The organism is Microbulbifer maximicatervae (SeqCode) (genome assembly GCF_052468295.1).
The window spans coordinates 2,521,928-2,541,123 of sequence record NZ_CP174340.1 but is presented as its reverse complement, the minus strand read 5'-3'; the positions used below and the strand labels follow the sequence as shown (position 1 = coordinate 2,541,123).

Below are 19,196 nucleotides of genomic sequence, written 5' to 3'. Positions count from 1 at the left end.
CTGGCAGCCCCTCTGGTAATTCAATGTTGAGGGGCGTAGTTTGAGTGGGGTGTGCCCAGTGCGCGCCCCCTATGTAATTACAAACTAATGAGATATTGCCCTTGTCAGTGCAGTCCCACAACTCCCAATCTGATGCCCTCCAGGCTGAACTCACCCAAAAAATCCGAGTCGCGCTGAAGGGGCGGAGTTTTTCCAGCGCTGCTGAACAGGCTCAACAGCTGGTGGACAAGTTTCCGGGTGACCCGGAAAGCTATTATTTATTGGCGGTGAGCCTGAGATATTTGGGGAGTACTGATCGGGCCCAGGCGGTAATTGACATGTTGCTGAAACTGGATAGCTCACATGCCCGTGCCTATCAGGAACAGGGGCATAACTTTGCCAAGTTGGGCGGGCTTTCGGAGCAGGTGGAGGCGTATCGGCAGGCGCTGGAATTGAATCCGGCCCTACATGCCAGTTGGAAGGGGCTCGCTGTGGGGTTGCGGGCACAAGGCAAAGAGCCCGATGCCCTAAAGGCCCTGCGCCAATTCCAGCATCTGCAAAGCCTGCCTCCAGCACTACTGAGTGCCACCAGCCTATTGTATGAGAAGAAACTATATAAGGCGGAGCAACTTTGCCGCAGTTTTCTGCAAAAGAATAAGCATCATCCAGAAGCAATGCGCTTGCTGGCATTAATTGGCGCCGAGCTGGGGGTGCTCGATGATGCAGATTTCCTGCTGGAAAGCTGTCTCGAAATGAACCCCCACTTCCATCAGGCGCGTTTCGATTATATCGGTGTATTGCGCAAGAGGCAGAAGTTTGCCGCCGCCTTGGCGCAGGCCCGCATGTTGCGGGATGGCCAGGGTGGGCAGCAGAGTGACATTCTTTTCGCCACGCAGTGCGCCATGGTTGGAGATTATCAGACTGCATTGCAGATCTATGATCAGGTCCTGGCTGAATCTCCCCGATTGCATGGCGTCCTACTGCAGCGGGGGCACGCTCTTAAAACGATAGGCGAAGCTGACCAGGCCATTAATGCCTATCGGGCTTCTTACGAGTCCAGGCCGGATTTTGGTGATGCCTATTGGAGCCTGGCGAATATGAAAACTTACCGCTTTGATGATGCTGAAATTGAGCAGATGCAAGAGTTACAAGGGGGGCCAGCCACTGAGCGGGAAGATCGTTACCACCTTTGCTTCTCTTTGGGTAAGGCTCTGGAGGATCGCGGACAATATACAGAATCTTTTTCCTGGTATGAGCTGGGGAATGGGCTAAAGCAGCAAGAGTGCCAGTACAGCATTGAGCAAAACCGCAGGGATACAGATTTACAAATTGCTCACTGCACGCCGGAACTGTTTAGCAAAAACCTGAATTCCGGTTTTAATTCGCCAGACCCGATTTTTATAGTGGGATTGCCTCGCGCCGGTTCTACCCTGCTGGAGCAAATTCTCGCTTCCCACCCGCAAGTGGATGGTACTTTTGAGTTGCACAATATTCTGGCTTCCGCCCGCCGCTTGGATGGCCGTCGACGGACCAGTGATGAACCCCGTTATCCGGGGGTGCTGCAAGCGCTGAGTGCCGACCAGCTCGCACAGATCGGCCAGCGCTATATCGAAGAAACTGCAATACATCGTGGTAAGGCTGCCTTCTTTATCGATAAGATGCCGAATAATTTTCGCCATATCGGTTTAATTCAATTGGCGCTCCCCAATGCAAAAATTATCGATGCCCGCCGCCATCCTATGGCTTGTTGCTTTAGTGGATTTAAGCAGTTGTTTGCGGAGGGGCAGGAGTTTACTTATGGTCTGGAGCAGATTGGTGAATATTATCGCGACTATGTTCGTTTGATGGATCACTGGGATCAAGTGCTACCGGGTAAAGTTCTGCGAGTGCATTATGAAAACGTGGTGAATGACCTGGAAGGGCAGGTGCGTCGTTTACTGGACTACTGCGGCCTGCCATTTGCTGAGGAATGCCTGGAGTTCCACCGTACCGAACGCGCCGTGCGTACACCTAGTGCAGAGCAGGTTCGCAAGCCTATTTACCGCAGCGGTACGGATCAGTGGAAGCATTTTGAATCTGAGCTGGAGCCTTTAAAGGAAATATTGTCTGAGGAGTTAGAGGCATATCTGGCGTCCTGACTGGAATGTGACCTAGCGGCAGTTAGTTCTTTAGTTCCATTCAGGAAGATGATGCATTGGGTCGATAAGGCAAAGATTGATGCCTACTCGCCTTCAAATTTCAGCTTAGCCTCCTCAACAAGTCTTTCATGCTAAGGCCGAGTCATGTCTGAGCGCGATTTGCGTACTTTAGTTGTATTCAATTTCATCCAATAGTCACACTCAATGGCGGCTAAAATGTATCCAGGCTTTCCTTCTATAAACAAACCCTGGTGAATTTTTTTGAGCGAATTTTTTCTGTGAATTTTCATTTGGTCGGAGCGGATTTACAAGGTGTTGGCAAGTTAGCAGTTTTACACTGCTATAAATTAACTTCTTAATTATTTACTGACATCTATGATGATATTAGCTTATCTGGGGGTTTCAATATGAGAAGGTCAATCTTGTTCGGGGTGTGCCGAAAATATCTTGTGGCAAGTAAGGCTGTACAAATTTGTTTGATAAATCTAATCTGAAAGAAATGTTAGTTTTTTAGCTTGGTTGTTTGCTAATATTTTTGGTTAGTTCTAATAGTAATCTTAAGGCATCTTTATGCCGGACTCCATCCTCAACAATGGGTTGATCATAGTTGTGTAAGAAATAATCTTTAACAACAGATTCAACCCTGAATCCATGGCGTTGATAAAAGGTCAGCTGGTAACCAAATGTACCGGTGTTCAATTCAACTCTATGAACTCTCCTGGTGATGAGCTCTGATATGGAGAACTTTAACAGCTTTGATCCAATCCCTTGCTGTCGCATTTCAGGAGAAACTGAGATATTGAAAATCTCAGCGATTGCGGTATCAATTTCTTTTACTACGCATATACCTTCCACAGCGCCAGCATCAATTGCTGCGAAGCACCAGGATTCAGGTAAATAGCTGTCTATTTTCTTCTTAGAGGGATCTGCTTCGAGTAGAAGATACAAAGGTGCATCGCTTACGGGTATTTGGATGTATTTCATAGCGCGGTCTATTTGTTTCTATTTGAGGCGTTAACCTATGTGCGCTTTACCAATAGGGTTTTCTTGTAGCCACAAAAAGTAGTATAGCAATAGCGCAATACAAGGCTCTTGGTGAATTATGGGGTAGTCGTTGTTTCTGCGAATACCGGCTTTCGCCGATATTCGCAGGCTTGAAGTGCGGTAAAAGCTGAAGCTCAGTGATTGGCTACAGGGGTTTACGGTAGACCTGCTCTCCTTCAACCCAGGTCTCCAGAACCTGTACCTTCCAGATCTCCTGGGGAGCTATGGTAAAAATATCCTTATCCAGCAAAATAAAATCGGCGAACTTCCCGACTTCAAGGTTGCCGATGACTTTCTCTTGATGGCTGGCATAGGCTGCATCCAGGGTAAAGGCGCGCAGGGCTTGCTCCAGAGTCATAGCTTCTTCTGTTCGCCAGCCTTTACTGGGGGTTCCCTGGCGGTCGCGGCGGGTAACTGCGGCGTGTAGACCGAAAAGCGGGTTTGCGGGTTCTACTGGGAAGTCGGAGCCTGCGGCGATGGGAGTGCCTTGTTCCAGCAGCGTCTGCCAAGCGTAGGCGCCGATCAGGCGCTCATTCCCCAGGCGGTCGCCGGCCATGTTCTTATCGCTGGTAGCGTGAGTGGGCTGCATAGAGGCAATCAGGTTGAGCCGGGCGAAGCGCGGAATATCTTCCACCTCAATAACCTGGGCGTGCTCCACGCGATGACGATAGCCAGCTTGGCTCTCTGCCTTGTTTAGGGTTTCCAAATGGTTCAGTACGATATGGTTAGCCCTGTCGCCGATCGCATGTACGTTAACCTGGAAGTTATTGTCGGTAGCCAGCTTGAGCAAGGCCAACATTTTGTCTTCCGGGTAGAGCAGCAGCCCCTTTTCCTGAGGACGGTCGTGGTAGGGCTCCAGCAGGGCAGCGCCTCGGCTTCCCAAGGCGCCATCGGCGGAAAGTTTGATGCTGCGCATATACAGCCGGTCCGAAGGCTCTCCAATATGCCCCGCCTGAAGTAACTGGGCATAGTTGTGGCTATCTACTGAAAGCATGGGGTAAATACGCAACGGGATGGCTTTCTTATTTGCTAGGTCTCGGTAGGCGTTCAGGGTCTGTTCGCTGATACCCGCATCATGCACACTGGTTAATCCCAGGGAGAGAGCGGTGGTAAATGCATTTTGTAGGTTCTTTTTCTCCTGGGCTAAAGTAGGTGCGGGTATCGCCTTGTACATCAGGCTCATGGCGTTATCGATCAGGATGCCTGTCGGGTTGCCGTTTTCATCCCGTAGAATCTCACCGCCATCTGGTGATTGGGTTTCCTTGTCGATCCCCGCTAACTCCAGGGCCCTGGAATTGGCCCAACCTGCGTGGCCATCGACCCTGCGCAACCAAATTGGCTGCTTGATTTCCAATTTATCTAGTTGTTTATGGGTTGGGAAAGCTTTGTTGGGCCAGGTAACCTGGTTCCAGCCACGGCCCGATAGCCATTCGTCGGGCCCCAGATCCCGGGCGTACTTCTTGATGGCTGAGAGTGCTTGTGCAAGGGAGTGATCGCGTAAGTCCAATTCCCCGGTGAGTTGGCCCAGACCCAGCATATGGCCGTGGGCATCAATTAGGCCTGGAAGTAGGGTTTTACCCTGCGCGTCAATTCTATCGGCTGTAGGAAATTGCTTTTCCAGCTGTTGATAGCTTCCAGTTGCCAGTACCTTACCTTGATCAAAGGCTAAAGTATCGAACGTGAGTAGTTGATCATCAGTAGTTTGGTAGCCGGAAACATTGTGAATCAGAGTGGTGGACTGAACACACAGTGAGGTGGCCATAAGTAGAGTGGCGGTAAGGGGGCGGAAAAAATGCATAGATAGCTTGCCTTATAGGGCGACTTTTGGACCTCGCCCCAACTAGTCGAATATCTTGAAATTCGAGTTATTGTTTTTCTGGATCTATGCGCAGTAAACGGCCTTTGGGGCCATCGGTCAATATGTAAAGACTGCCATCCTGGCCAACTTCTGCGTCGCGTACGCGCTCCCCAATAGGTATCCTTAGCTCGCCAATGGCAGCGCCATCTTTTATCTGAATGATCCTTAAATCTTCGCTAACTAACCCGGCGGAAATAAGCCGTCCTTTCCATTCGGGGAAGGCATTGCCGGTGTAGAAGGCCAGTCCTCCAGGGGCATGGGTATCGAGCCAGGCCAGTGCGGGCGAAGTAAATTCTGGATCCTCGATTTTGAAGGCTATATTGGAGCCATCCCGGTAGTCCCGACCAAAAGTGACCCTTGGCCAGCCATAGTTACTGCCAGCTTTGAGGCGGTTCAATTCATCGCCTCCTGCGGGGCCGTGTTCCGAGGACCAGATCTCCCCACTTTGTTGATCGATCACCAATCCTTGGGGATTGCGGTGGCCAAAGCTCCAGATTTGCGGCAGGGCATCTGCTTGGTTTTTGAATGGGTTGTCGTCGGGAATGGAACCGTCCCCATTAATACGAATAATGGAGCCGAAGTGGGTTTGTAGGTTTTGGGCCTGTTCCCGGGCAAAAATATCGAGGAATTCTTGTGGGGGATTACCGCCATCGCCAATGGTAGCCAGCAACGTTTTATCGGGTAGGAAGGCGAGCCGGGAACCGAAGTGTGCGCCGTTATTTTTACCCTGCGCGGACTTGAATATCTCTTCAAAGTTTTCCAACATGCCGTTATTCCATTTAGCCCGACCAATGGCAAGTCGGTTGTTGTCCATATTGCCAATGGCATAACTGAAGTAGAGCATCTGGTCTTGAGGGAAGGTGGGGCTCACAGCGATATCCAGTAGGCCCCCTTGGCCAAGAAATAAGATTTCTGCTGGAAACCCGATAGGGTCCGCCAATAATTTTCCATCTTTTACAATTCTGAGTTGTCCGCTGCGCTGGGTGATAAGAAAACTTCCATCGGGCAGGCTGGTTATACCCCAAGGGTATTCAAGTGGGCCGGCGACTGAAGTAAGGGTAACCTCTTCGGCGAGCGGGATAGTGCCCCGGGAAATCAAAGGATTATTCTGGCTATTGGCAGCAGTGCTAAAAAAGATGCAGGTTGTGACAACTACAATAAGGGGGGATTTCACCACATGGCCTCTATCGATTTGTCTCGGGATTGAGCATAGATAGAGTAGTCACTGGGGAATGTCCAGGCAGTACGCCAGGGTAATTGTCAGGGCGTTAAATCACTCTGTAGGGAGGTGAATAGATGTCCCGCTGGTTGATTATCGCAGGAATAATTTTAGTGTTGGTTGGGGTGCTATTGCACTTTTCCCCAGGGTTATTCAGCTGGTTCGGGCGCTTGCCGGGAGATATTCGTGTGGAGTCGGGGCGCACCCGTTTTTACTTTCCAATTGTATCGATGATTATCGTTAGTTTGGTATTGAGTTTACTGGTGAATTTATTTCGACGTTAATAAAAAACCGCCAGGGCAACTATCTCCTGGCGGTGAGAGGGAGTTTATGGAGTGTAGCGGAAGCGCATCAGCTTGTAGGGTGGCTTGGCATTACCAAGGCCAGAACTGAAAGCAGGATGCTGGTGAAGCTGATCCTGGGTGATATATACCCAGCCATTGCTAATAGCGAGGCTGTCAGGCCAAGAGAGCTGTTTGTCCTGTAACAGGATTTGGTAATTGCCCTGGGTGGTCAGTCCAATGGCGTTATTCTGCAGGTCGGTAACCAGCACGCCACCTTCCGGTGCCATTGCAATGCCATCACTGGGGTTTTTGGGGCCAAATTCTTCAACTTGTGCGGTTAGTTTACTCTCGGAAATATCGGCGTCCGCCAACTGTGCCGCAGGAAGGCGGAAGATTTTATCGCCGCTGAGGCTGCCAAAGTAGAGCCATTCTGCCTTCTCGTCCAGGGCAATGGGATTGAGACCAAAGTGCAGGCTTTTATTCGTATCACCTGCAGTTTTAGCCGCTAGCAAAACTCCGCCGATGATGAGATCCTGCTTTGGCGGCATAAATTCATTAGCGCTTTCCAGTACGCGCCGGGAGTGACCGGTTTTCAGGTCGACGACAATAATTGCCGGTTTGGTCGCGCCGTTAAAATTACCGAAAGACATATCGGCGATGTAGATTTTTTGGCGCTTTTCATCCAGGGAAAAATCCTGCGGAAATGAATTTTCCACTAATGCGGACTTGGAGATTTCAATCTGTTGGTGCAGTTTATTATTGACGCTGTCCCAGGCGACAAGTTGGGCGGGTGTATTTTCACCGCCCATATCCAAGATCCAGACGATGCCTTTGCTATCAGAGTGAATGCCAATTACTGATCCAAAGCCCACTTCACCCTGTTCAGGCCCATCCGCCCAATCTCGATTGGGAAAGGGTTGCTTGGAGCCGTTGGCCATTACCTCGAGTACTTTTAGTTTTGGCGCATCCAGTGGGTGCATGCTGACCAGTACCCGACCATTGGGGGTGACAGTGACACCAGCAGCGCGGGATTCGCTGAATTCAGTGACTGTTTGCAGGGACTCCGCTTTAGCTGCGTGAGTGACGCTGGTGGCTAAGCTGCCAACACCTGCAAGAGCCAGTGCGGCAAATAGTATTTTCGGGGGCTTCATTGCGACTTCCTTAAATTTTACGGTGTTTTAGTTTTTGGCTTGTTTGCGCAGCGCATCTTCCAAGGCGCTGAGCTTTTTGTTGCCGATATAAAGCTGGGACAGCGCAGCCAGGGCGGCGCTGCCAATTTTCTGTTTGGCATCTTTGCGCACGATGAGCGTTGCTTTATCTTGAGTGCCGAGAAGGCCTTTGGGCTCTTTTAGTGCGCGGATGGTGTAGCGGTTGTGAAGAAATTGTGGGTGCCACAAGGGGATCACTACCCAGCGCTCCTGCGCTACGGCGTCTTCAAAACGGTTGAAGCAGTCCGCTTCTATTCCCGGTCGGAATTCGTAACCTGCCTTATCGAGGCCATAGGCCTGGATCATTTCAGCGGAAAAGCGGCTAATACCCGCACCGGGGTTGATTCCCTGGATCAGGCGATCCATACGGGTGAGGGCTGGTTCGCTGAGTAGGTCATCAACGCTGGCAATTGCTTTTTCGGGCACATAATCCGGCACACCCCAGATACAGTGGGGCTCATACAGCACGGTCACTTTTTCGACCTGGTCCAGTATGGGGTTCAGATAGACCTCCTGGCTGGAAGGCAGCCAGGCCGAAGTTAGAAGGTCGATTTCCCCGTTTTTTAGCAACTCGAAGGCCGCCTCATGGGGGGCGGACTTGAAGCTGGTTTGGTGGCCGTGAGCCTCGAGAACCTTGGCGACTTCCCGAGCGCTGGCCTCGTGGAAAGAGAGCGCAATGTGTCCGATGCGAATACTGTTATCCATACCGAAACTCCCTAGTGTAAGTTTGTGACTGTGCAGTATTTACTGCGATAGGGGTATTGTGGTTGCTTTGATTTACCGGATAAACTGCTATTAATAGAAATCAATATTCGATATTTCCGATCAATGCTGATAGATAATCTCAAGTTGTTCCTGCAAATTGTTGATAAAGGTAGTCTGGTCGCTGCAGCGCGGGACTCGGGCCTATCTTCCAGCAGGGTTTCCGAGCGCCTTGCGGCATTGGAGTCGCACTTCGGTGTGGTGTTATTGAATCGAACAACCCGGGCAATTAGCCTGACAGAGGAAGGGCGTACCCTGATTGAGGGTGCTAAACAGATTCTGGGCGAAGTAGATGACCTTGAAAGCCGTATTCGATCAGGAGCACAGACCCTATCCGGTGGCATTCGTGTAAGTGCCCCCTGCGACTTGGGGCGTGCGATTGTGGCCCCGGAAATTGACCGCTTCTTACTGGATCACCCGGCTATTTCTATTGAATTGCTGTTGTCGGATGGTTATGTGGACATTGTTGGTCAGGGTATTGATATTGCCTTGCGTTTCGGCGCAATCACCGACAGTTCACTTCGGGTCAGGACCCTGAGCCAAAAGCAGCGCATCCTCTGCGCTTCTCCCAGCTATTTACAAGAGCGCGGCACTCCACAAAAGCCTGACGACCTGAAGGGCCACAACTGTCTGGTGATGCGTTTCGGTGAAAACCTGGACAACCACTGGCGCTTTCTCGGCGGCTGCGATGGATCGGGAAGTGAGCAAACTGTGGTGGTGCGCGGTGACCGGGTGACCAATGACGGGGAACTGGCTCGCCAGTGGTGCCTGAAGGGAAGTGGCATTATTTTAAAATCGGAACTGGATGTAGGGCCGGATATCCAGGCGGGCAGGCTGGTTCGCCTGTTAGAAAAGTACACTCCACCGCCAGTACCACTTCAAATGTTGTTCCCTCCAAGCCGGGCCCAGCCGCGCCGGGTGACGGTATTTGCAGACCGATTGGCCATGAAGTTTATGTCCACTTCTGCGAGGATTTAATCGCCCCTCTCAAGTTGATTGTTATCTTTATTTATTTTGAATTCAGGCCGTAAAGCTATGGCATTTTTTTATTCTTCTATAATTAGGCTTGTGACTTTCTAGTTCATTTATATCAGTGCCGGTATTAAGTTTTTTAGTGGTGGAGGCAGTTGATGATACTAGACATCATATATGCGGTAATTATTCTGTATGTGTTGATTTGCCTGGTGCTGTATTTTAAAGACAAGTCCTACTTCTACAAAAATGCGGCCATTATACAATCTCCACCCGAAGCCTTGTTTGATTATGTGGTAGACCTGCGAAATTGGGAAAGCAAATATCCGAACACTTTATTTGCGGAATACAATCTGGGGGGCGATAAGTCCACTGTAGGTAGCGTGGCGATCGAAAAATATTGGGGGATTACTGGCTACCACGTAATGAAGCATCAATTAATAAATTATGAGCGGCCCAATAAGATTTCCTGGGAGGGGAAGACGATTTACGGTGGTGCGCTGGTTCTATTATTTTTACCAATTACTAAACACATCACGGGCCATTTCAGTTACACCATTACCGAAATGAAGGGTGGGGCAAGTCACTGGGAGAGACAGTGTTATTTCAAAATGCACTCTGCGAACCCAATATATCAGCTAGTGTACTTGCTTTATATGCCGCTATTCAGGCTTGAGCTGTTAAAAGCATTGCGACTATACCAGGCGGAAGTGAAAGAAATGATGGAGAAGATTTACACGGATTAATTGTATTTTTTTGACGCCGAAAAAAAAGGCCGCATGGGAGTACGGCCATCAAGGGACTTATTTGCGAGATAGGAGAGTGTAAAACTCGTTAATTAAAAATCGTATCTGATTGACGCAGAGAAAGTACGTCCCGGCGCCGCATTGACAGAAAGATCGCTACCTTCATCCCAGCCTGCAACATTCAGGTAGGGAACGTAGTATTTATCCATCAGGTTGTTAACCGCCAACTTCACAGACATGGAGTCCATTACCTGATAACCCAGGGTCCAGTCTACAGTGCCATAACCGGCAGTTTCAGTAGCGCCGTCGTTCACTCTTTCCATACGGTCTGCCCAGCGCACCAGTACCTGGCTGGAGAGTTTGGCTCCGCTGTAGCTTGCACCGACCACGCCAGAAAGTGGGCTGATGCTGGTAAGGTATTCACCGGTGGTGTCGTTTTCGCCGCGCTGGTAGCTGGCATTTGCAAGCAACTCGATTGTTGGAGACAGGTACCAGCTGGCGCTCGCCTCTATACCTTTGATGGTGACAGATTCGATGTTCTGGTACTGGTACTGTTCAAATACATGGGAGAAACTGCCGTCATCACCATTTACAAATTCTTGGTGAATTAAAGTTGTTTCAAGGAAATCATCGTATTCGGTATAAAACGCTGCAGTACTGAAAGCTACCGGGCCCAGGTGCCCGCGCAGGCCGAGTTCGAAGGTGTCACTGGTTTCTGGTGACAGATCGTCGGCGGGCAGAACCTCGTAGATGTAACTGGAGGTCGGCTGCAGGTAGTGTTCGATATAGGCTAAATCGTAGGCCGGCACTTTAAAGCCCTGTCCGTATTGGGCAAAGGCGGACAGTTTCGGATTGATTCGGTACAGCGCACCCAGGTTGAAGGAAACATTGCTTTCTTCAATGGTGGCAAATGGAGTGTCATCAGACTTCAATGCACCGTTGGGGTCCATCTCGTACCAGTCGTAGCGAAGCCCCGGGGTAACGGTCAGCTGGCCATTGGCGAATGACATTTCGTCATTGATAAACAGGCCGGCGCGCGCCACTTCGTTTTCTGGGAATTTCTCGGTGGTGGAGTCCAGGGTGGAGCTACCCGCAACTTCACGGTATTGGTGAACGGTACGCTCGCTCTCCGTTTGCTCCAGGTCCAGACCGTAACCCAGGGTGTGGGTCTCATTCAGGGTTTTGCTGGCGTTGGACAGCAGGCCGATAGTGTCCTGGCGGTAGAGGCCGGTTTCCCACATGTCGCGGATTTCAATCACACCGAACATGGGGGCGTTGATGTCCAGTTGCCCGTACTGCTCGTCTTCCTGTTCAGACTTGTTGTTGTACAAGCTGATATTTACCTGATCGTAAATCGCAGTTGGAGTCTCGCTGTGGTAGCGGAGCTGGTATGCAGTGGTCTCTTTGTCGGAAACAGATTGTTCAGCGACGATGTTGTAGCCGTAGTCGGCCAGTCCGCGGAAGTAATACAGCAGGCCATCGGCACTGTCACCGACAGTTTCCTGGTTCCAGTGGTCGATGCTGAAACTGATAAAGTCTTCGCCACCCAGGTTGTACTTACCTTTGTACAGGATGCTCTTCGATTCAATCTCGAAGGGGTCCTGGGTTTCGTCGTAGTTCTGTTGTTCTTCACCATCGCGGAAGGTGGTGTGCAGCAGTTGCTCAAAATTGCCGGTGCGCAGGGCAAGGGTAGGGGAAACATTGTGCTGGCTGGTGATGCCGTTGTAGCCGGTCTTGATAGATCCGCCAAACTGCTCGCCATCTTCCAGGTAGTCGGAAGCATCTTTGGTGGTGAACACTACGATACCGGCAAGGGCGTCTGAACCGTACAGGGAGGAGGCTGCGCCTTTGGCAACTTCAACCTGCTTTAGGGTGTCCACTTCAATAAAGCCGCGACCAATAATGTCGTTTTGGCCATTGGCGCCATAACCCTCGTTCACCCGCATACCGTCTTTGATAATCAGTACACGGTCACCGCCCATGCCGCGCACCAGAATATTCTGCGCGCCGCCAGCCTCACCGGTTACTTTAACACCGGGCTCGTATTGGAACAGCTGGTTCATGTCATTGAGCTGAAGCTGCTCAATTTCTTCATTGGTCACCACGGAAACGCTGCCCGCAACGTCTTTCAGGGGTTTTTCTGCGCGCCCGCTGACGACGATCAGCTCGAGTTCATTGCTGGACGGAGAGGTCGGGGTCTCTGCGCACAGGTTTGAGGCGGAGGCTAAGCCCAAAATGGCTGCTGCTAGTGGGCGACGTTTCATGGTGAATTCCTTGATGTCGTTGATTCGGTCTGCTCGTTAAGGGTCTCTGGTTGCCCTTTCGCTTGGTCTTGTCGACCAGTTCGGAGCGAGATTATATGGATACTTATCAAAATGTAAAGGTGAATGCGAATCAATATCAATTAGATTAAATTTGACCTTAAAAGTTTCTTTGGGTACTTTCCGCTCAAATTTGTGAACGGCATCAATAGTGGGGCTTGGGAGGCTTGCAGTGAATATTCAATCAATTGAGACCTTAATGGCGGATGTGGCCGACCTGTTTATGGCCCCAGTATTACTGGCGATCCTGGTACTTTTTATCTACTCGCTTTATGCCGCCGGGCGCTTTATTTCACTGTGGATGCTTCGCCGTAAAAATGCCGGAGCCTATCGGTTGGCATTGAAGCAAGGTCGGGTTGAGCGCCTGCCGGGCTACCAGGTGCACAACTTTTACGTGAATAACCCTTTGGCATGTGACGACGAATTGGAAGTTTTTGCGTTGAGAAAACTGGAACTTCTTCGCATGGCTACCCGAATCGCGCCCATGTTGGGTTTGATTGCCACCATGATTCCTATGGGGCCGGCACTTCGCGCGCTGGCCGATGGCAATATCCAGGGAATTAGTGAAAACCTGATTATTGCTTTCGCCGCTGTGATCTGGGGCTTGGTAATCTCCACAATTACCTTCTGGCCCGCCTCAGTGAAAAAACGCTGGTTTGCCTCTGAGCTGATCAATATCCGCAAGCTGAAGGAGGTCGACTGATGCGCTTCCTCGACGAAGATGAAGAACTGAATCCTATTCTGAGTGCGGTGAACCTGATCGATGTGTTTCTGGTCATTATCGCCGCGCTGCTGATTGCCATTGCGCAAAATCCCTTGAACGTTTTTTCCAATGAAAAGGTCACGGTGATTAAAAATGCCGGCGAACCCAATATGGAAGTGATCGTCAAGGACGGTAAGGAAATCAAACAATACAAATCCACCGGGGAAATTGGCTCAGGGGAGGGCACCCGTGCGGGAGTGGCTTACCAGATGGCCGATGGCAGCCTGGTTTATGTACCGGAAGGGGAAGGTAAAGATACTCCAGCCGGTGAAAAAGCTTCGGGGGGGAATTAGTGGTGCGTAATAAACTGTGGGCACGTTTTATGTGCCTGTTGATGAGCTTGGCTTTTGCAACCTTTGCCCAGGCCAGCGATAAACCCAAAGTACTCTTGATGATGTCGAGCCACACGGCCAAGGCAAAAGGTACATTGCTGACTGATCTCTCTGCAGACCAACCCTTTGAGCTGGAGATCTTTAACAGCAAAGGTAAGAGCGATGAGGAAATTGACCTGGCCTGGTCTTCCGCTGAACTGATAATGCTGGATGGCATCAACCCGGCGCTTTCTGCTTTTATGTTTGGCAAGTTCCAGCCAATGCTGGCCAAGCATCCGCAAGTTCCGGTGATTTCCCTGGGGGATGCAGATAATAAGTCCATGAACCAGGGGTTGGCAGAGTCCGAGCATCGGGCGATTGCCGCTTATTTTAATAATGCGGGCCGCAAAAACTACCGTCATATGATGCAGTTTTTGTCGGCAGAGGTATTTGAATTTTCCAGTGGCTCAGTACCGGAACCGATAATTGTACCCAAGGTGGGTTTTTATCATCCCCGCTTGGAGCAGCTTGTCACCGATAAAGAGGAATTTTTCTTTGACTGGTTAAAGCCCGCTGAGCAGCAACCAGTGATTGCCGTGGCCATCCATCGCTCCGTGGTGGATTACGAGCAGCAGCAGGTTGTCGACACCCTGTTGAATGGTCTTGAGGCTAAAGGTGCCAAGGCTTTCGCCTTCTTCTTTGAAGGCGAAGACTTGCCGCTTTCCTATCCAGAATTATTGCAAACCGAAAGCGGCAATACCCGTGTTGACTTGATGATTAATTACCGCTCCCTGCACTATGTCAGCAAGCGCCGCGCTGAATTTGAGAAGTTGGGAGTGCCGGTTATTCACGCGCTCAATTACACCGAGGGTAGTGAAGAAGAATATTTTGCTGATAATAGCGGTGTATCTCCATCCCTGACTCCATTCTTCCTGGTAATGCCTGAAGATACTGGCAGCATCGATCCGGTGATTATCGCTGCTAATAAAGACGGCAATAAAGTAGTGATGGATGTACAGATGCAGGCCTTGATAGAGCGCGCCTGGAATCACGCCTCCCTCGTTTATCAAAGCAACACCAATAAAAAGGTGGCAACGTTTATTTGGAACTACCCGCCCGGGGAAAAAAATATCGGTGCGGCTTTCCTGGATGTGCCCAGCTCAATTGAGTCGATTGCCCAGGCAATGCGCGAAAGAGGCTATGAGGTACATATCAGGGATTCAAAAACCCTTATCGATTGGGCCGGGCAGTTGTTGCGCCCTTATTATCGTCGCGAAGACAGCGTAGCCTTGATCGATAAAGGGCTGGCTGATTGGATGCCGCTGTCCACCTATCAAGCCTGGTTTGACCAACTGCCTGCAACTGTGCGGGATCCTATTGTAGAGCGTTGGGGCAAGCCAGAAGACAATGCCATGTTGGCCGAACATAACGGCGAGCCTGCATTTGTTATTCCCCGGATGACCCTCGGCAATTTGATTGTGTTGCCGCAAGGCGTTCGCGCGGACAATGCCAAGGATCACTCTTCCCTATACCACGATATGAAAACCCCGGTGAATCACGCCTACCTGGCGGTTTACCTCTATGCGCGGGAAACCTTTGGTGCCGATGCCTATATTCACCTGGGAACCCATGGCTCCCAGGAGTGGCTCAGTGGCAAAGAGCGGGGCCTGTCGGTTTACGATGCACCTAGTTTGGCCCTGGGAAATATCCCGGTGTTCTACCCCTACATTATCGATAATGTGGGAGAGGCTATGCAGGCCAAGCGCCGTGGCCGTGCCACCATGATCAGCCACTTAACCCCAGGCTTTGCGAAAGCGGGCCTATATGCGGAAGTGGCTGAGTTGTCCGAGTTAATTGGCAATTACCTGGTATTGTCTGAGGGGCAGACCCGGGCCAATACCCAAGAGCGTATTATCGGTCTGGCCGAAGAGCTCAATATGCTCAAGGATCTGGAAATCAGTGCTGAAGCCTTAAGTGCGGATTTTGATGGCCAACTGAGCCGCTTGCAGGATCATTTGGGTCAATTGGCAGAGATGAGCCAGCCGCTGGGCATCCATCGTTTTGGTCAGCTGCCCAAAACCGAACACCTCACCAGCACCATCCTGCAAATGTTGGGTGAAGGGTTTATCACCGCAGCGGATGAATATGAGGTGGAGCACGGGTTGCGTTTGCCGGAAGAGCAAACCCGGGACGAGCGCAATGTTGTGGCTTTGGAAGCGCAGGCGGGGTTCCAGTTGCTGGATACCTTCCTAGAGGGCGGTGAGCTGGAGCAGGTTCCTGAGCCGTTGCAGGCCCAGTTGGATCAGGCTCGGGAATACTCCGATAACTTTGCCAAAATTGCCGAGCTGGAAAACCTGATGTCGGCACTCGATGGTAACTACATTCCTGTAAGCCATGGGGGTGACCCGATTCGCAACCCACAGGCGGTGCCCACCGGCCGTAACCTGATTGGCTTTAACCCGGCTAAGGTGCCGTCGAAGGAAGCCTATGAAGCTGGTGTACAGCTGATGGACCAGACCATTGCTGACTACCATGCAAAGCACGGCCGCTTCCCGGACAAGTTGGCATTCTCCCTGTGGTCCCTTGAAACCATGCGCCACCAGGGTGCCCTGGAAGCCCAGATCCTGCACGCCCTGGGCCTAAAACCAAAGTGGAACCAGCAGGGCAATGTTACCGGTACAGAAGTTATTCCCTATTCGGAATTAAAGCGCCCGCGTATTGATGTCGTAATCTCTGCGACAGGCCTTTATCGGGATGCTTTCCCCAACGTGATGCTGTGGTTGGCAGAAGCCATTGATAAAGTGGCGCAGATGAAAGAAGACAATAACTTTGTCTACCGCCACAGCCAGGCATTGCAACAGCAGCTGCTGGAAGACGGCAACAGTGAAGAGGATGCTCGCTATTTGTCATCGGTGCGTATCTTCTCCAATGAAAGCGGCAACTATGGAACGGGCCTTGCCGCCGCCAGTCTGGCCTCTGACAGTTGGGAGGGGGATGACAAGCTCGCTGACCTCTATATGCGCCGTATGGGCTTTGCCTATGGTAAAGATGAATCCCGCTGGAGCGAGGATCAGCGCAGTGTTGAGCTGTACGGCAAAGTGCTGTCTGGCACTGATGGGGTGATTTTTTCCCGCTCCACCAACCTCTACGCCATGATGACCAATGACGATCCCTTCCAATACTTTGGCGGTATCGGTCTGGCGGTTCGCAATCTGGATGGCGCCACGCCGGAAATGTATGTTTCCAATTTGCGTCGCAAAGATAACGTAAAAGCGCAAACCCTTGCGGAGTTCGTCAACCAGGAAATGCGCAGCCGTTACTTCCACCCCCGCTGGATTGAGGCGATGCAGGATTCCGGCTACGCAGGCGCTACCGCTATCCTGGATCGCGTCAACAATATGTGGGGCTGGGAAGTAATGACCCCGGAAACCATTCGCGACGACCAATGGCAGGAAATGTTTGAAGTCTACGTGGATGACAAATATGAAATGGACATGCGCGAATTCTTCGAAGAGCACAATGCCGAGGCCCTGGCCCAGATGTTGGAGCGAATGCTGGAAGCGGTGCGCAAGGGATATTGGGATGCGAAGCCTGAAACCCTGGAGAAAATGGTAGAGACCTACACCGAGCTGGCAAATCAGTTTGATGTGGCTACCGACAATGACAAGTTCAAGGAATTCGTCAATCAGCAGGCACTAGGGTTCGGCCTTGCGGCCCTGGCCAATGCCCAGGTATTGGATAACCCTCAGGTTAACAGCGCCAATGCTGCGCAACAGGTCAGTGGCCAGAAGCTGGAGCAGGTTGCAGAGCCGACTCCCAGTGATAAGCCGGAAAAGCTGATATGGCTACTGTTGATGGCTATAGTGTTGGCTGGCTTTGTCAGCGGTTTCTTTGATCATAAGTGGGTGCGAACCAAGCCCGCTTAATGCCCTTCTTTAACGGCACCCGATCTGCTTAAAGCCGGGTGCCGTTAACCCCCCTCTGCTTTACCCCTTTCGTGTAAATAATCTTAAAGCTGCCTCGGCTACAGGGTTAAGAATTGTTGACCCCGGCAACTATTACTCTCTTACTGTGTTAGCTTTCTATATAGAAGGTGAAAAGTGCATTTTGATTACTTTGTAAATCATTAAGCTTGCAGCTTGTAAGATTAATAGGGCTACAGCTTGGTGAGCTTCTGACTAAAGCTGTCTCTTGAAAGGAGGTTGGAACGATGGGAAAACGGTATCAGGCGGCCTTCCTGGGCCTTATATCGATTACGGCAAATGCCTGGTCTCTGGAAAACCCTTACTCGAGCAATGGGGCGGTGGCTGAGGGTTCTGCCAAAGTAGAAACGGAGAACCTGTTTTCCTGTGCTTCTGGTCGCTCCCGGTTGTCGCCAATGGGGGTGAAGCAGGTAGAGGGCAAAGCCTTTACCGTTCCGGCTGAAGTGAATTACAGCAAGCGGTACTTTGCTGGGGATCTCTATAACCAGTGCTCTGGGGTCACTCCATCCTCATTGGATGATATTGATCTTACAAAGGTACCGGTGGTCGATATCGACAAAGAAGGTGAGGTGGTTACCGGTTATATCTTTGCCGACAATTATTTTGAGCTATATATCAATGGCAAGTTAGTTGCTGTTGATCCGGTTCCATTTACGCCGTTTAACTCCAGTGTGGTTAAGTTCAGGGTGAAGAGACCCTACGATATCGCTGTAAAAGCGGTTGACTGGGAGGAGAACTTAGGGGAAGGCACAGAGAGTAACAGAGGTGTCCGCACCCATGCCGGTGACGGTGGCTTTATTGCAAGCTTTTCAGATGGTACCAAGACGAATTCAAAGTGGCATGCACAAACTTTTTATACAGCACCTATTTATGATTTGGGGTGCTTGAAAGAGCGGGGAGAAGAGCGAACCTCCTCGGACTGTGCTGAGAGGCCCCCAAAACCAGGTGCACAAGTCTATTCTCTGCACTGGGATATTCCGAAAAATTGGAAAGTCGACGATCGCTATCTTTCTTGGCCTTATGCGACAGAGTACTCGGAGCAGCAGATAGGTGTGGACAATAAAAACGCGTATATGAATTTTCGGGAACAGTTTTATGGCAGTGGAGCTAAATTTATCTGGTCAAAAAACATAGTCCTGGATAATTTGGTGTTGTTGCGCTATCGAGTTGAGTAACAGTGTCGTCATTAGCCAATTAATTGCTGTGCGTTGAAGTCACTGCGCACAGCTTTATCTCTACCCAGCCAAGAATAAATAGATTGTCTGAATTGCCTGCCTAGTTACGATTTTCCAGTTTGTCCTTATATTCACTTTTTCTCACAGAAAATTCCATTCCAAAATGGAATAGAAATTTGAGCTTCAACTTTTTTCTTCTATTGCCTTTCGTACACTGAAATTATTAATTCTGCTTAAAAATCTACCAAATTTGTTTCTTGTGAAACTTATTTTTTGGTTTTTTGTAGGTGACTCCTGATCGTATTTGGGGGAATCTCGCCACTGGTATTTGGCTTGAACTAATTTGGTGTAAAAAGGGTTTTCGTGAAATATGTCTGCTTTAATTCCGACGTTCCCCACAGTTTTGAAAAATAATTTAGATTCTGTTCAATTT

At 50.4% G+C, this 19,196-nt stretch carries 14 protein-coding genes; 8 read left to right on the top strand and 6 right to left on the bottom strand.

The genetic code is table 11. The features are described from left to right. Nucleotides 1-107 precede the first annotated feature (107 nt). Nucleotides 108-2,117 (top strand): tetratricopeptide repeat-containing sulfotransferase family protein, encoded by a 2,010-nt coding sequence (locus ACJJIQ_RS11535; protein WP_445364810.1) that lies wholly within the window; start codon nt 108-110, stop codon nt 2,115-2,117. Between the two features lie 510 nt (nt 2,118-2,627). Here the strand turns inward: ACJJIQ_RS11535 and ACJJIQ_RS11530 are convergent. From ACJJIQ_RS11530 to ACJJIQ_RS11520, 3 genes are all read right to left on the bottom strand, one after another. Continuing rightward, on the bottom strand, nt 2,628-3,101 hold the full coding sequence (locus ACJJIQ_RS11530; protein ID WP_445364675.1) for a GNAT family N-acetyltransferase: 474 nt from the start codon (nt 3,099-3,101) through the stop codon (nt 2,628-2,630). 205 nt (nt 3,102-3,306) lie between these two features. Further along, complete coding sequence (locus ACJJIQ_RS11525; RefSeq protein WP_445364674.1) at nt 3,307-4,959, bottom strand: amidohydrolase; 1,653 nt, start codon at nt 4,957-4,959, stop codon at nt 3,307-3,309. A gap of 67 nt (nt 4,960-5,026) precedes the next feature. After that, entirely contained in the window at nt 5,027-6,193 is a 1,167-nt protein-coding gene (locus ACJJIQ_RS11520) for a PQQ-dependent sugar dehydrogenase (protein WP_445364673.1), read from the bottom strand. Between the two features lie 122 nt (nt 6,194-6,315). On the opposite strand from ACJJIQ_RS11520, the gene ACJJIQ_RS11515 reads away from it, so the two are divergent. Beyond that, nucleotides 6,316-6,522, top strand: a complete 207-nt coding sequence (locus ACJJIQ_RS11515) for a DUF2905 domain-containing protein (protein WP_282933328.1) — start codon at nt 6,316-6,318, stop codon at nt 6,520-6,522. A gap of 44 nt (nt 6,523-6,566) precedes the next feature. Here the strand turns inward: ACJJIQ_RS11515 and ACJJIQ_RS11510 are convergent, their stop codons facing one another. Further along, nucleotides 6,567-7,673 carry an L-dopachrome tautomerase-related protein gene (locus ACJJIQ_RS11510; protein ID WP_413665258.1) on the bottom strand — a complete coding sequence of 369 codons (1,107 nt, stop codon included), beginning with the start codon at nt 7,671-7,673 and terminating at the stop codon, nt 6,567-6,569. A gap of 27 nt (nt 7,674-7,700) precedes the next feature. Then, a complete protein-coding gene (locus ACJJIQ_RS11505; protein ID WP_445364672.1) occupies nt 7,701-8,435 on the bottom strand; it encodes a glycine betaine ABC transporter substrate-binding protein in 735 nt (244 codons plus the stop codon). 123 nt (nt 8,436-8,558) lie between these two features. Between ACJJIQ_RS11505 and ACJJIQ_RS11500 the strand changes: the two genes are divergently transcribed. After that, nucleotides 8,559-9,470: a LysR family transcriptional regulator gene (locus ACJJIQ_RS11500; protein WP_444957318.1), complete on the top strand. Its 912-nt coding sequence runs from the start codon at nt 8,559-8,561 to the stop codon at nt 9,468-9,470. A gap of 152 nt (nt 9,471-9,622) precedes the next feature. Next, nucleotides 9,623-10,210: an SRPBCC family protein gene (locus tag ACJJIQ_RS11495; protein ID WP_445364671.1), complete on the top strand. Its 588-nt coding sequence runs from the start codon at nt 9,623-9,625 to the stop codon at nt 10,208-10,210. A 92-nt stretch (nt 10,211-10,302) separates the two neighbouring features. Here ACJJIQ_RS11495 and ACJJIQ_RS11490 read toward each other — a convergent pair whose 3' ends face one another. Further along, nucleotides 10,303-12,474, bottom strand: coding sequence for a TonB-dependent hemoglobin/transferrin/lactoferrin family receptor (locus tag ACJJIQ_RS11490; RefSeq protein ID WP_445364670.1), 2,172 nt, complete (start codon nt 12,472-12,474; stop codon nt 10,303-10,305). A gap of 229 nt (nt 12,475-12,703) precedes the next feature. Here ACJJIQ_RS11490 and ACJJIQ_RS11485 point away from each other — a divergent pair, with 229 nt between their 5' ends. The 4 genes from ACJJIQ_RS11485 (at nt 12,704) to ACJJIQ_RS11470 (ending at nt 18,763) form a co-directional block, all read left to right on the top strand. Beyond that, on the top strand, nt 12,704-13,234 hold the full coding sequence (locus ACJJIQ_RS11485; protein WP_445364669.1) for a MotA/TolQ/ExbB proton channel family protein: 531 nt from the start codon (nt 12,704-12,706) through the stop codon (nt 13,232-13,234). Then, the gene (locus ACJJIQ_RS11480; protein WP_444912704.1) at nt 13,234-13,587 is read left to right on the top strand and encodes a DUF2149 domain-containing protein; all 354 of its coding nucleotides are present in this window, start codon (nt 13,234-13,236) and stop codon (nt 13,585-13,587) included. The genes ACJJIQ_RS11485 and ACJJIQ_RS11480 overlap by 1 nt, the downstream gene beginning before the upstream one ends. A gap of 2 nt (nt 13,588-13,589) precedes the next feature. After that, a complete protein-coding gene (gene cobN / locus ACJJIQ_RS11475) occupies nt 13,590-17,531 on the top strand; it encodes a cobaltochelatase subunit CobN (protein ID WP_445364668.1) in 3,942 nt (1,313 codons plus the stop codon). Nucleotides 17,532-17,815: 284 nt separating this feature from the next. Beyond that, nucleotides 17,816-18,763 (top strand): hypothetical protein, encoded by a 948-nt coding sequence (locus tag ACJJIQ_RS11470; protein WP_444905683.1) that lies wholly within the window; start codon nt 17,816-17,818, stop codon nt 18,761-18,763. Nucleotides 18,764-19,196: the final 433 nt, after the last annotated feature.

Coding starts and splice junctions, on each gene's coding strand:
- ACJJIQ_RS11530 (WP_445364675.1), bottom strand. CDS start 3,101: ATGAAATACATCCAAATACCCGTAAGCGATGCACCTTTGTATCTTCTA.
- ACJJIQ_RS11525 (WP_445364674.1), bottom strand. CDS start 4,959: ATGCATTTTTTCCGCCCCCTTACCGCCACTCTACTTATGGCCACCTCA.
- ACJJIQ_RS11515 (WP_282933328.1), top strand. CDS start 6,316: ATGTCCCGCTGGTTGATTATCGCAGGAATAATTTTAGTGTTGGTTGGG.
- ACJJIQ_RS11510 (WP_413665258.1), bottom strand. CDS start 7,673: ATGAAGCCCCCGAAAATACTATTTGCCGCACTGGCTCTTGCAGGTGTT.
- ACJJIQ_RS11505 (WP_445364672.1), bottom strand. CDS start 8,435: ATGGATAACAGTATTCGCATCGGACACATTGCGCTCTCTTTCCACGAG.
- ACJJIQ_RS11500 (WP_444957318.1), top strand. CDS start 8,559: ATGCTGATAGATAATCTCAAGTTGTTCCTGCAAATTGTTGATAAAGGT.
- ACJJIQ_RS11495 (WP_445364671.1), top strand. CDS start 9,623: ATGATACTAGACATCATATATGCGGTAATTATTCTGTATGTGTTGATT.
- ACJJIQ_RS11490 (WP_445364670.1), bottom strand. CDS start 12,474: ATGAAACGTCGCCCACTAGCAGCAGCCATTTTGGGCTTAGCCTCCGCC.
- ACJJIQ_RS11480 (WP_444912704.1), top strand. CDS start 13,234: ATGCGCTTCCTCGACGAAGATGAAGAACTGAATCCTATTCTGAGTGCG.
- ACJJIQ_RS11470 (WP_444905683.1), top strand. CDS start 17,816: ATGGGAAAACGGTATCAGGCGGCCTTCCTGGGCCTTATATCGATTACG.